This window comes from Legionella nagasakiensis (genome assembly GCF_900639915.1).
GTDB lineage: Bacteria > Pseudomonadota > Gammaproteobacteria > Legionellales > Legionellaceae > Legionella_A > Legionella_A nagasakiensis.
Genome location: NZ_CAAAID010000005.1, coordinates 68,627 through 81,543, shown reverse-complemented (window position 1 = coordinate 81,543; position 12,917 = coordinate 68,627). Strand labels below are relative to the sequence as shown.

Here is a 12,917-nt window from a genome sequence, read left to right as displayed (position 1 = left end):
TATTTCGCGACATAAAAACATGATATTTTTATGTCGCGCTTATCTTAGTTATAAGGTTTGACGATAACGGTTGTGCCAATATCCATAAAATTTTCATTTAACCATTTTGCAGCGCTGGGCAATACCCTCACACACCCATGGCTGGCATTATAATTAGGTACCTCATAAGCACCATGAATTGAATAACCACCGTTAAAATGCATGCAATACGGCATTCTAGCACCACCATTTGTTTCTATAGGATAAATACTGGAAGTACAATCCTCACCTTTTTTTGAATAAACTCTGAACGTTCCTGTTACTGTACGACATGGACGCCCAACATCTTCACAAAAATCTTTTCCGCCAGATGCACTGCCGGTTTTAACTCGATTCCCCTGGGCATCATAGGCAGCCCATGCAGTTGCTTTTGGATCAAAAACAAATACTTTTCTGCCAGTTGCCGGGCGTTTCTCTGGGAAATAGCTGCTTCCCTTATTATCCATCGTGTAATGCGTGGTGTAATGCGTGTAGCCAGCATCATCGACAACAGCAGTAGAGGGATCTACTGGTGCACATGCAACAGCAGATAAACAAAAGGGTAAAACAATGAGTTTATGTTTCATGAGTCAATCCTCCCTGTTTTTTTATTTATCGGGCGGATTTAGAATAAATTTAGAACTTTTTACAAAAAAAAATATCTAATTGTTTTTATTATGATCTTTTTGTGTGCCGGAAAATTTTTCTCTCATTGTTTGGGGAAGCATCACTAGAATGGCTTCCAGTAATTGTTGATCGCTACACTCAAAGCAGCCTCCTCGTGCTGGCATAGCGTTTAAACCTTCATCTGTATGTTTAAATAAAACATCAAGCCCCCTTTTAACTCGTGGTTCCCAGTCACTGGTTACTCCAATGCGAGGAGCACCGACTGGAATGCGTGGTTTTCTATCATGACAATGAATACAAAAGTGATGAACAATGTGTTCTCCTGCATTGTTTGAACCAGAAATTTCTTTTAAAAAATCCTGTGGATGATGAGAACTGCCCCAAGTGATCGATGCAATATTCATCATCAATAATAAAAATCCCCATTTTTTAAGGAAAGACATGATTCTCCTTTGTTTATTTTGTAAAATGAACAATATCGCTCATTTTTAAATCAAGGTGCGTCACATTGGTATCTCAAGCGGACTTAATTTACGAATGTTGGCCAGGAATTGTCAACTGCTCTAAAAAAATAATAAGATGTCCTAATCGAGCTTGCGCATGAAATCATAAAAAAACATCAATATGATTATTTTTTAAGCACAAAGATATATTTATGATTCATTTCATGTTATATTAGTGCTCTTTATAAATAACTAACAAAAGAAAAGTCTCCAGGAGAAAGAAAATTAACGTTTCATCTGATTTTCATCTATTTCTGCAGCAAATTGACACAAATTATCGTCAACAGTTAGCCGTTCTGCCTTTATTTAACCGAGCCATTACTTCCACGTGGGATGATAATCGGAAAAAATACTTTGCTGCGGTTTTTTATCATCTTAGGGGTTATTTTATTGATTTTATGTGGTACGTTGCCAATTTTACAGAAGATGAAGAAATAAAAGATATTATTTTACAAAATATTCAAGAAGAGCTTGGAACAAAAAGCAGAACCTCTCATGAAAAATTATATGCGCAATTTGCTGAAGAATGTGGTGTTAATATTCATGATGAAATTGTAAATAAAACTCATTACCTTCCATTTGCAAAAGAATTTAATCAGGAACATCTGCGTTGGCTCACGCAACATGATAAGCATTCGCATCTAGCCGCATTTTCCGCTTACGAGCGGTTAGACAACATTGATTACCCTCTTCTCACCGAATTTGCTTATTCTTTGGACTTATCCGAAAAAGCAATGAAATTTTTTAAAGTCCATGTGTATGTTAAGCATTTTGAATCAACGCAGGATCACTTAATAGATATCTGGCAAACCTCTCCTAAAACAGTGCGAGAAGCGTTTAACTTTATTTACTCTCATCAACTAAACATGTGGCAAACGCTTTCCAATGCCATCATGGCTTATAGCTGACGCCTTGTAATAGCTCAAAAGACATGTCAAAATCTTGGTGAACAGTTGAATGGGGCTGAGCAGTTACGAGGCTTTAAACAATCAAAATAGACTTTCCTTGCGAAACCCTACTGCAGCGAGTTTTGAAGAAAGTCTAATCTATTTTTGGAAATTTCAGAATAAAATGAGCAAATTGATTAAACTTACCTCTGCAGTAAATATCACCACCGGCTGTTTGCATCAACATCTTACAATACGCCAAACCAACCCCCGTCCCTCCTTTACGATCAGAGTAAAATGACTCAAAGATTTTTTCAGCTTGTTTTGGATAGATGCCTTTCGCCGTATCCATAATATTAAGGTAATTAAAATCATCCTCTTGCTTGCCTTTGGTCAACCAAATAGAGATATCCCCTTTCCCCGTCTCTTCTATACAATCCAAGCTATTTTTTAATAAATTCCAGATAAGATTTTTAAAAGCAACCTCTTCAATCCATGCGGAAAAATCATCCGTTAAATCTGTCTTTATCAACAATTTTTGTTGTTCTTTCAGCGGATATTCATTAAGCGTTTTTTCTAATAAGGCCTTAATGGGCTGGATGGTGAAATATTTTGTATCAAACTTTTCGTGTTGAATATTATTTAATTGCATACTAATCAATTGGTTACCCATTTCAATGCCGCGAATAATTTTGTCAAGACTCTTTTTTAAATCTCTTTGCACTTCTGATTGATGCAATTTTTCAACAATCATTTCTTGCAATTCAGCTTGTAAATGAATGCTAGCAAGTGATGTGCGTAAATCATGGGCCAGACTACCAGCCAAAAGGCGCATCCCTGAAATCCGGCTGTCATGCATAATTTCCCTATCTCTTGCAAATAAAGCACCAATGATGATCGCGGCTGCAAATGTGGTCGCCAAACCATACAATGAAATATCGCCAGGTATGTATTCCATGACATGTTCCGCCATATAAAAATAAATAAAAAAGGCCAGGCTAAACCCTAAAATTAATAGTAAAAGGGCATCGAGAACTCGAGTGACCAATAAGAGAAAAAATACAGCGGAAACACAATTCATCAACCAAATCGTAGATGCGTTATGTAGAAAAGTTAAATACGAAAAAAAGAAGGGCAGGCAAAATAAAAGGGTAATATACCAAAGGATTGGAAGAAATTTCAGCCAAGACGATGGCCAAAAACGATTGGAAACAAGCAATGCACACAAAACGGTTGCAATCATCCGAAAAACAAATTCTTCAGTTGATAATGGATTGTCTATTCTCCAAATAATGCCAAATAAAGGGAAATTGATCATCATCACCACAGCAAATAAGTTAATTTGCTGACCGGCGTCTTCTGTTTGTTTCACCAAATAATGATAGAAAAAGAGTAAATACTCCTTTAATGTTCTCATATAATTCACATTTTTTATCTTGCAAGATCAATAGTCATTCGCATGGCTGCACCTTATTCACGCCAATCTTGTGGCTAAATAATGTGATCAATGCGCCGGCTAGTACAATGATAATACCCATAGTATGTTGGGGTGTCAGTTTCTCACCAAGAAGAAGAACACCAAAAATAACAACAAAAATAGGTTCCAATACTGATAATATGGACGCTTTTTCTGAATTTATATACTTTAAACTATACAAAAGTAATAAAATAGGGATAGCCGTTGCAATAATCCCAATACCAATCAAATTTCCCCATATGGCTAATGAAATTGGTATAACAAAGGTATGGTTAACCAGTGTAACCAGTAAACAAGTTGTCATCGCGCCAACCGATACCATGAGGGCAGACATATTAGGAGAAATACGACTTTGTTTACTGGCAACAATATAGCAAGCATAGAAAAATGCTGAAATGACTCCAAGAATAATTCCGCTCAAATCCAGTGCTATCTCATGCATATCAACAAACAATACCATCCCGGAAAGAATAGTCAGTGTTGCTAAATAATAAATTCGAGGCATCTGTTGCCCATAGAAAAAATAATTAAGCAACATCACGATAACAGGATATGTAAAAAAAATAACCATGGCCAGGCCTGAACCAATATATTGACTAGCATAAAAATACAACATGGTGGAAAAACTATAAAAAGCAGCTCCCGTGACAAACGCAAATAAAATATTGCCCCAAGAATCAGTAATCCCTCTAAGGTGAGGCAATAAAATAAGTATCATTATGAGGCTTGAAATAAAAAACCGCCAAAACAACATATTGCTCACAGAAACATGAGCGTTCATCACACTTAAGCCAAAATACCCAATAAAACCATATAAAAAGCCAGACAAAATGGCATAAAATGAGCCGCGGTATTCTGTGGAAATCATAATAATACTCAAAAATAAACAAATAAAATAACATTCCTTTTCCCTAGTACTCTGTCTCGATACTTCTGTCCTTATCGTCATCCTCCACATACGCAGAGGATGACAACATGAAAGAAGCCAATAGTAAGAAGGAAAAATTAATGACAATTTTATCTTTTTTTCTATCTTTTTATCAATATATAGTTAAATTGTGAATCAAAACATCAAAAAAAATACCAACAGGACTTACGAAAAACCCCAAAGTTAAGGCAAAAAGAAATATTGATGAGGAAGTTTAGATGAACTAAATGACTCAATCAAAATGTCTTTTTAACGCAGAGATTAGGTTTTTTTGTAAGTCCTGACCAAGAATCAATTAAATGGCCATCCGACAAATCCCTGTAAATCAAATGATTGCAATGAAGGGTATACTTTATCTGCTTCGCTTAAGTAATCTGGTGCACCAATACCGACAGCAAACATTCCTGCCGCCTTGATTGCTTTAATCCCAGATTGAGCATCTTCAACGCCGACGCACAAATTGGCCGGCACATTCAAAGACTCGGCGACGGTTAAGAAAATTTCAGGATGTGGCTTATTATTTTTAATTAAAGTTGCATCGGCAATGTAATCAAAATGATGACGAAGTTCTAATCGCTCCAATACAAAAAAAGCATTTTTACTTGCTGATGCCAGACCAATCGACAATCCCTGCTGACGTAGTTCGTTCAAAAGCTCTTCAGCACCCGGCAATACATCCTTTGGGGTCATCGTAGTGACCAAAGAGCGATAACATTGATTTTTTTGCTCGGCGAGTAACTGTTTTTCAACAGCGGTTTTTTTTATTCCACCTTTTGCTAAAATCATATCCAGTGAAGTAGCGCGATCAATACCCTTTAAGGCTTCGCAATCCGTTTCATTCAAAACGATGCCTAACGTCGCCGCTAATTGCCTCCATGCCATAAAATGATAATCTGCCGTATCCGTTATCACGCCATCCAGATCAAAAATAACCGCTTTTACTTTCATGTAAACGCCTCAACTGAGTAAAAAACAACCTGACTTGGATGCTCAGGACTTAATAGTAATTGTTGATCAAAATGCATAAGGACTAACTCCGAACCATCAAGCAACTGATAACACGTTTTATCTGCAGTAACCGATACAGATAAACGTTGTTGACGGTAACGTATATTGAAACGATACCCTTGCCAATTGTTCGGCAGATAGGGTCGAAAAAATAAGCCCGTTTCCCTGACTCTCAGACCCGCGAAACCATGAACAACACTGGCCCAAGAACCCGCCATACAGGCAATATGCACACCATGTTCACTATTTCCATGGTGATTATCCAGATCCATTCTTACCGTATCTTCGAAAAATTGATAAGCTTTGCAATAATCACCTGTTTCAGCGTACGCAATGCTGTGTATACAGCTTGATAAACTAGAATCGTGCGTTGTTAAAGGCTCATAATAATTTAAATTGCGCTTTTTTTGCTCTGTAGAAAATTGCTCATCAAGCAAATACATAGCCAGCATCACATCAGCCTGCTTTAAAACTTGATAACGATAGATAACTAACGGATGAAAATGCAACAACAACGGATATTTATCGGCAGGCGTATTGGCAAAATTCCATACCGCTTTATTGAGAAACGCATCATCTTGCATGTGGATACCAAGCCTCTCATCATAAGGCAAATACATATGCTCTGCTGCCTCTTCCCAAGCATTAATTTCATCAGCTGTTAACTGAATTTTGGATGCCAGTGGCTGAAATTCATCATTATTTTTAGCAGCCAACCTTTTTGCGACAGTGACCGCATAACGCAAATGCATCTGAGCCATCACATTTGTATAAAAATTATTATTCACCACCGCCGTATATTCATCGGGACCAGTGACAGCATCAATGCAAAACTTGCCATGATAACGAGCGTTGAAATGCCCAAGATGCAACCACAGACGAGCCGATTCAAACAGCATTTCCGCCCCTCCTTGCCATAACAGTGACTCATCATCCGTTGCCCGCATATAACATCGCAGTGCATAAGCAATCGCAGCGTTAATATGATATTGGGCGGTGCCCGCCGGGAAAAAAGCAGAACACTCTTCACCCCCTATCGTACGCCATGGATAAAGTGCTCCTGTATTTAACGACATTTGCCGTGCTCGTTGTTTTGCTTGTGGCAATGTACTGATTCTGAATTCGATAAGTTTTCGCGCAACATCCGGCTCTGTATAGCAAAGGGTAGGGATAACATAAACTTCCGTATCCCAAAAATAATGACCATCATAACCAGGGCCAGTCAATCCCTTTGCACCAATATTGGCAGCTCCATTTCTGCCTACGGATTGATACAGATGAAATAAATTAAAACGAATTCCCTGCTGCAGCTCAGAATGACCTTCAATGACAACATCAGCATCTCGCCAAAAAGATTTAAATTGCTTGCAGTGCTCTTCTAATGCCAAATCAAAACCGCCTATGGCCTTGTTTTCAACATGTGCTTGTAAATTAATTAATAAAGTATTTGATTCATCGTCTTGCGTTTTACTATGTCGGTAACCTACCCACTTATAAAAGGTCAGACTTTGATTTTCATTTAACATAAGTTGGTACTGATGCGCAAGACATTCGCCGTTGGCAGAAGTCATCTCCAACCATGTTGTTTCCCTCGGTAAAATATCCAAAGTAGTTGAGGCCACCATAAAATCAGTCCCTGCGATTTTATGCAATAAGCCATTCATTTGTGGCTGTTGTTTGCTTTCCAGCAGTATTAAGCTGTCAGCAATCGACATACAACCAACACGTGGGTCATCTTTGTTATCCTGAAACTGATAATTAGCGTCCAATGCGGAAGTAAGCTGAACAGAACCAGTAAAATTTTTGGCCGTTACTTCGTATTCAATACACATGAGATATGGATCAGCCAGAGAAACAAAGCGGCGACTCTTCAACTGAAGCTGCTTCCCAGACTGGGTTGTCCAATGTTGAACGCGGGTTAATACACCGGTATGCAAATCAAGCTGGCGATAACCATACGTATGGCGATGACAGGCACGCAAACATTCACCATCTACAGTCAGTGTTATGCGCTTACCATTAGGAACCTGAATCATTTTTTGATTATGGGTCGCAAAACCATAAGCAGATTCGCCGTATAAGATAGGCTCTTGCTGGTAAACACCATTTAAATAAACACCTTCACAACTTGGAATATCTTCATGTAATGCCTCCTCATAACTACCCCGGCTGCCAATATATCCATTAGCTTGTGCCATAAGCGTTTCCAACAGCAATTGCTGCTCCGGGCGAAAGCGCTCGGCCTTGATATGCCAGGGTTCTATGGTAAAACCGGTTTTTTTCGAGTGGTCAGTCATATCAGAAACACCTTCTTTTGCATGCATCAAAAAAATCATAGGGCCATCAAATAAAACAGGATCATGTTACTTCGTTTCAAATGGATTGCAATATGAATTGATCTCGTTAAACTGAATAACACAGAACTTACGAAAAATCCCACGGTCAAGGCAAAAAGACATTTTGATGAGGGAGTTTAGACAAACTAAATGACCGAATCAAAATGTCTTTTTAACGCAGAGATTGGGATTTTTCGTAAGTTCTGTAAGAGATGGCCAAACGCAGCAGGGAGGAAGAATTATGAAACAATGGCCAATGATTCTGGCTTTAATTCTTACCTACATCATCTTTGCTATTTTGTTAAACAGCGTTGGTGCTGTTATTTTACAAGTCATTCATCATTATGGCGTAAGCAAACAACACGCCAGTACTTTGGAAGGATTCAAAGATTTACCCATTGCAATCATATCCTTTTTATTTGCCTCTTTTTTACCACGTCTGGGATATAAATCAGCATTACAAATGAGCTTATTTTTAGTAGCCTTCGCCTGTTTTGCCATGCCGTTTATTCCAACGTTTCTAACCACTCAAATTCATTTTCTCATCTTAGGTGTAAGTTTCGCTTTAGTAAAAGTTTCAATCTATGCCAGCATCGGCATCATCACCCGCAATCAACAACAACATGCTTCTTTACTGAATACCGTAGAAGGGTTTTTTATGGTTGGCGTATTATTGGGTAATTGGCTTTTTAGTCTATTTATTCACGATTCAGGAAGTGGTAATAACGAATGGTTAACTGTTTATTGGTTGCTAGGCGGGTTATGTGTAATCAATTTGTTCTTACTGCATTCAACGGCCATGCCAAACGTAAAAATGCCTAACTTCAACACGTTTTTATACGATTTTAAACGCATGCTTAACCTCATTGCTCATTCGCTTGTTCTTGTCTTTATTCTATCAACATTTATTTATGTACTCATAGAACAGAGCATTAGTACTTGGCTGCCAACTTTCAATCATGAAATATTACAGTTTCCTCGAACAATGAGCGTCCAAGCGGCTAGTATTTTCGCAGCCTCTTTGGCCTTGGGACGTCTCCTTGCGGGAATTTTATTGAGAAAAATGCCCTGGTATCACTTGCTCACAGGTTGTGTGCTTGCCATGGCCGTTTTAATGATAGTTATCTTACCAGCGACCCAAGACATAAGCATACCATCACCAATCACTTGGCAAACGGCACCATTAGCCACATTTTTATTACCATTAGTTGGCTTTTTTATGGCTCCCATTTACCCTGCTATCAGTTCGGTGATGTTATCTACTCTTCCTAAATCCCAACACGCTGCGATGACCGGTCTAATCGTCATTTTTTCCGCCTTGGGAGGCACAACAGGAAGTCTTCTTACTGGCAACTTATTTAATGCATTTGGTGGACAAAAAGCATTTTATTTATTGTTACTACCACTCACCCTGCTGTATTTTACGATCCATGGTTTTCGTCATTATAGTCAACGAACGGTCATAGGATAGCCAACTTTCCATAGATAGTCCATTTTTTAAAAAGGGATCCACTGCCTAAATTACATTAATGCCTCCCTTTTTATACAGGGAGACCATGAATTACTATTTGGTTTTACATAATAACCAGTTGGTATAAGCAATAGCAAGCGCTGAGACAAGTAAGGTCAAATGAATAACCACTTGCCACAATACAGCATCGTTGCCTTGTTTAACCGGATCAATAAAGGTTCGCAGCAAATGAATGGAAGATATACCGATTAAAGAAAGGGCAAGCTTAATTTTCATAGCACCAGCATCCAGATGATCCAGCCACTCAGGCTGGTCAGGATGTGTATCAAGATTCAGACGTGATACAAAGGTTTCATACCCACCCATAATCACCATGATCAGTAAATTGGCGATCATGACGACATCAATAAGATCCAGCACACCCAGCATGATTTGCGTATTATCCGCTGAATTAATATGAACCATCAAGTGAAATAACTCCATAACAAAACGGTACACATAAGCAGTCAAGATAAACATCAAACCAAGGTATAAAGGCGCCTGCAACCAGCGTCCCATAAAGATCAGTTGACTGATATTTTGTGCAAGTTTATTAGAGCTTTTATTTTTTAAATAGGCATCTTGAAAAGATTCTTTTTCCATGGTGTTTGGCTGAAACTCAATCATTAGAAGTCAGACATTTTAATTCTTGTCAATAAAACACACAATGGGTATTTTTTATGAACCCAAATAATAGATCTATAATTAATCAAATAGCCCATAAAATAGATAAATATTATGCCTAAAGACATCACTGTAATTGGGTATTTTGTCGAGCAGGGAAATGGACATGGCAAATCCATCGAACATGGCTCAGAAGATATCTTATATACTTCTGATCTGGTAGGATGCATTGCTGTTTTAATCGTAGATGAAGAGAATTGTTATTTCATCCACAGTGATTCAAATCTTGCTAACGGTAAAGGTTCTGTCAGTTTAAAAGATGCTCTGCAAGAATTAGGCCTATCAAAAAACAGGCACTACCGCATTGGTCTGATAGGAGGAGAATCTGAAGACGCATTAACCCACAAGCAAAGAGCCATCGAAGCCGTTTTACCTGATATTGAAGTGATCTATAGACACGCGATGGCAGACAGTGCCTATTTAACAGGAAATGGTTGTATGGCCCATACCAAAAGAGCGCTCGCTGAAAAACTTGGCGTTGATAGCATTACGCTTGATGAGCAACCAAAGATCAGATTGAGCTTATAATGGTCAACAAAGGATAATCCTTACATTCTTGGCGAAGCAGCACTGGCTATAGTAGCCCTTGCGGCTAATACATCATCATCCAATGATTCAGAAAAACCACCATCCAAATCCCTTATAATAAGTAGTAATTCACGATTCGCTTCAAGGTATTTAATTAAAACCCCAGCGGTCTCTTCATCTTCAGGATAGGAAACTGTTTTTCTATATAAAGCGGCAAGCGCTTCTCCATTAGCGGTTATTTCTCGTTCTATTTCATCCACTTCATCATGTGATGTGGCTTCTTGCAGCCGTTGTTGATAACGTTCTTTAACAGGTTTTAACAAACCTACGACTTTTTCAAGCTCTAAAACATCATGAATAAATTTGTTTAAAACATCTTGTTGTGCCGTTGATAAATCACTGAATAAATCGCTTCGGCTTAACCGTTGTTTGGCTTCTCGAATACTGCGGGTAAGCTCGCCATTATCTTGAAACAATTCCATGACCGCCATTAAATCTCTATCTTCAACAACATGCTGGCTTAAAGCCCCTGCAATTTCTTCATCCATACCCTCCATCACTCGCAGCTTTAAATCAAACAGTTCTTTTTCCATGGCTATAATTCGTCGAACGATGGTAATAAACGCATCAGAAGAATCTGCAGAAGCAAGCCCTTCTTTAAATTCATGCACTTGTTCCTTATAATTTTGCACATAAGGTATCAGTGCGCGCATACCGCCAATGATTTGCTCGGCTATGAGTTTTTTATCGCGGGAAAGTGTATCTATTGGACTAGGCATGGTCATTTCCTCTATTTTTCCATGATGTTGCAATCATAGAATTAAAAATGAATCATGTTGATTAATATAGTACAGATAAAAAGATTTTGCTAAAAATACCTTCACTCCCTTTTATATTTTCGCATTAACTAACAAGATGCTCTCTCTAAATCACCTCTATATTTTCTAAAAAATGATCTTCGTGCTTTACATAAAGGCAATATGGTCTAAATTTATAATATACATGGTGATTGGGAGAATAGTGATGCCTGCCCCATTTTTTGTTTTCTTAAAAAAAACACATAACTTACCAAAAGTAACGTCCTACGATGCAGAGCACTCGCCAGAAGCTGCGGAGTTACAACGCCTGATTGATGCAAATGATACAGCCGAATACAGTAAAAGACTTAGAGAGTTTCAAGAGCTCGGTAAAACCTTTCGCCTAACGGATATGTGCGTTTATGAGACACGGGATGAACGTGAACGAATCGATGTAAGGATTGCCTTGCAAGTCAAGGGCCATAGCATTACCTGGTATTTTTGGGTTCCTGATGGCAAGGACCAATATCCCCAGGATTTTAGAGACCGATTATATGGAGCAGCCGCCGAATGCCACACTAAAGTTGAGCGGGGTTGTGACTTATATTATCGTGGCAGTAATGCCTTTCATGTCAAAACCATGCATCATCTTGAAATAGAAGCAGGCCATAATCATAACCATTACCGTATCCGCGACAATCAGCCTGTAACACCCAAAGACTTAACAGAACACCTCCAAGCATTTAAAACGCATGAAGTGCATGATGCGTTTTTTGAACCTGGTGAAATTGATGCGTTATGTGAACGCTTTGCTGCATTTTATGAACGATGGACCCATAAAGAAGACGGCGAATTATCCCCAGAAGAAGAATACATGTCACAACCTTCTCAGAGATTAAATACGGCTGATGTGCTGGAATTTAGCATGTTTGGCTTGCAACAGGAACCCTGCCGCATTAGCGTCGATGAATTAAGCATAGACTTTGAAAGCGCAAGAAAAAGAATTGAAGACCTTATTGCACACGGAGGCGATACAGAAAGAGAAGCACTAGCAGCTCAAATCCAGCGTATGGAAGAAGAATTTCGTGCACTTCTTGAGTATCGCGCGATAGGTGGAAGCCGTGGTCTGGGTTCCGAACGCGCAATGACCAGGCAAGTTGAAGGCTCTGAATTACCCACCATCGAAGTGGTTGCAGAAAAAGATGACTCAATTGGCGCTATTCCAACAATACCTGCATGGGCAGTAAAAGCCAGGGAAGCCGTAGAAAGAGCAAGGCTTGAAGTGGAAGAAGCAGCCCGCAAAGCAGCGGAACTGGCTGAACGATCCGGTGAGCGAGCATTAGATGAGCGATTAAGGGGTGACGGCCGTGAACACATCGAGCATGAAGACCGAAGAAGTCCACCGGCTAGGGATACGTCTCCAGGCCATTCACGACACACCCTATTTCCTCCAGCCGAAGCAGAAAGAGAAGTAACAGATGGCGTTGCTTCGGCAACACCCGGTGATGATGAAAGCCCATCTCCCCCTTAACAATCATTGCAAGAATTTATAAATGATTTTTTTTTAAGCAATTTAATGGTATGCTGTTTTAAAGTTTTTTAAGGAGAATTATC

The 12,917-nt window shown here is 38.9% G+C and carries 12 protein-coding genes; 4 read left to right on the top strand and 8 right to left on the bottom strand.

The features are described 5' to 3' along the window. Positions 1-44: 44 nt before the first annotated feature. Positions 45-605, bottom strand: a complete 561-nt coding sequence (locus E1O52_RS06030) for a L,D-transpeptidase (RefSeq protein ID WP_133127806.1) — start codon at positions 603-605, stop codon at positions 45-47. Positions 606-680: 75 nt separating this feature from the next. Then, positions 681-1,088, bottom strand: coding sequence for a c-type cytochrome (locus E1O52_RS06025; RefSeq protein WP_165474723.1), 408 nt, complete (start codon positions 1,086-1,088; stop codon positions 681-683). 248 nt (positions 1,089-1,336) lie between these two features. Between E1O52_RS06025 and E1O52_RS06020 the strand changes: the two genes are divergently transcribed. Further along, positions 1,337-2,056, top strand: coding sequence for an iron-containing redox enzyme family protein (locus tag E1O52_RS06020; RefSeq protein WP_341272568.1), 720 nt, complete (start codon positions 1,337-1,339; stop codon positions 2,054-2,056). A 133-nt stretch (positions 2,057-2,189) separates the two neighbouring features. Here E1O52_RS06020 and E1O52_RS06015 read toward each other — a convergent pair whose 3' ends face one another. From E1O52_RS06015 to E1O52_RS06000, 4 genes are all read right to left on the bottom strand, one after another. Next, positions 2,190-3,452, bottom strand: a complete 1,263-nt coding sequence (locus E1O52_RS06015) for a sensor histidine kinase (RefSeq protein WP_133127804.1) — start codon at positions 3,450-3,452, stop codon at positions 2,190-2,192. 34 nt (positions 3,453-3,486) lie between these two features. Next, positions 3,487-4,380, bottom strand: a complete 894-nt coding sequence (locus E1O52_RS06010; protein WP_133127803.1) for a DMT family transporter — start codon at positions 4,378-4,380, stop codon at positions 3,487-3,489. Positions 4,381-4,731: 351 nt separating this feature from the next. Further along, a complete protein-coding gene (gene pgmB / locus E1O52_RS06005; RefSeq protein ID WP_133127802.1) occupies positions 4,732-5,388 on the bottom strand; it encodes a beta-phosphoglucomutase in 657 nt (218 codons plus the stop codon). Continuing rightward, a complete protein-coding gene (locus E1O52_RS06000; protein ID WP_207384181.1) occupies positions 5,385-7,745 on the bottom strand; it encodes a glycoside hydrolase family 65 protein in 2,361 nt (786 codons plus the stop codon). Before E1O52_RS06000 ends, pgmB begins: the two co-directional genes overlap by 4 nt. A gap of 280 nt (positions 7,746-8,025) precedes the next feature. Between E1O52_RS06000 and E1O52_RS05990 the strand changes: the two genes are divergently transcribed. After that, positions 8,026-9,255: an MFS transporter gene (locus E1O52_RS05990; RefSeq protein ID WP_133127800.1), complete on the top strand. Its 1,230-nt coding sequence runs from the start codon at positions 8,026-8,028 to the stop codon at positions 9,253-9,255. Positions 9,256-9,348: 93 nt separating this feature from the next. On the opposite strand, the gene E1O52_RS05985 is transcribed toward E1O52_RS05990, so the two are convergent. Next, the gene (locus tag E1O52_RS05985; protein WP_133127897.1) at positions 9,349-9,897 is read right to left on the bottom strand and encodes a TIGR00645 family protein; all 549 of its coding nucleotides are present in this window, start codon (positions 9,895-9,897) and stop codon (positions 9,349-9,351) included. Between the two features lie 135 nt (positions 9,898-10,032). Between E1O52_RS05985 and E1O52_RS05980 the strand changes: the two genes are divergently transcribed. After that, positions 10,033-10,506: a hypothetical protein gene (locus tag E1O52_RS05980; protein WP_133127799.1), complete on the top strand. Its 474-nt coding sequence runs from the start codon at positions 10,033-10,035 to the stop codon at positions 10,504-10,506. Between the two features lie 20 nt (positions 10,507-10,526). Here E1O52_RS05980 and E1O52_RS05975 read toward each other — a convergent pair whose 3' ends face one another. Beyond that, on the bottom strand, positions 10,527-11,285 hold the full coding sequence (locus tag E1O52_RS05975; RefSeq protein ID WP_133127798.1) for a hypothetical protein: 759 nt from the start codon (positions 11,283-11,285) through the stop codon (positions 10,527-10,529). Between the two features lie 244 nt (positions 11,286-11,529). On the opposite strand from E1O52_RS05975, the gene E1O52_RS05970 reads away from it, so the two are divergent. Then, a complete protein-coding gene (locus E1O52_RS05970) occupies positions 11,530-12,834 on the top strand; it encodes a hypothetical protein (protein ID WP_133127797.1) in 1,305 nt (434 codons plus the stop codon). Positions 12,835-12,917 lie beyond the last annotated feature (83 nt).

Coding starts and splice junctions, on each gene's coding strand:
- E1O52_RS06015 (WP_133127804.1), bottom strand. CDS start 3,452: ATGAGAACATTAAAGGAGTATTTACTCTTTTTCTATCATTATTTGGTG.
- E1O52_RS05985 (WP_133127897.1), bottom strand. CDS start 9,897: ATGGAAAAAGAATCTTTTCAAGATGCCTATTTAAAAAATAAAAGCTCT.
- E1O52_RS06010 (WP_133127803.1), bottom strand. CDS start 4,380: ATGATTTCCACAGAATACCGCGGCTCATTTTATGCCATTTTGTCTGGC.
- E1O52_RS05990 (WP_133127800.1), top strand. CDS start 8,026: ATGAAACAATGGCCAATGATTCTGGCTTTAATTCTTACCTACATCATC.
- E1O52_RS06030 (WP_133127806.1), bottom strand. CDS start 605: ATGAAACATAAACTCATTGTTTTACCCTTTTGTTTATCTGCTGTTGCA.
- E1O52_RS06025 (WP_165474723.1), bottom strand. CDS start 1,088: ATGTCTTTCCTTAAAAAATGGGGATTTTTATTATTGATGATGAATATT.
- pgmB (WP_133127802.1), bottom strand. CDS start 5,388: ATGAAAGTAAAAGCGGTTATTTTTGATCTGGATGGCGTGATAACGGAT.
- E1O52_RS05975 (WP_133127798.1), bottom strand. CDS start 11,285: ATGCCTAGTCCAATAGATACACTTTCCCGCGATAAAAAACTCATAGCC.
- E1O52_RS05980 (WP_133127799.1), top strand. CDS start 10,033: ATGCCTAAAGACATCACTGTAATTGGGTATTTTGTCGAGCAGGGAAAT.
- E1O52_RS05970 (WP_133127797.1), top strand. CDS start 11,530: ATGCCTGCCCCATTTTTTGTTTTCTTAAAAAAAACACATAACTTACCA.
- E1O52_RS06000 (WP_207384181.1), bottom strand. CDS start 7,745: ATGACTGACCACTCGAAAAAAACCGGTTTTACCATAGAACCCTGGCAT.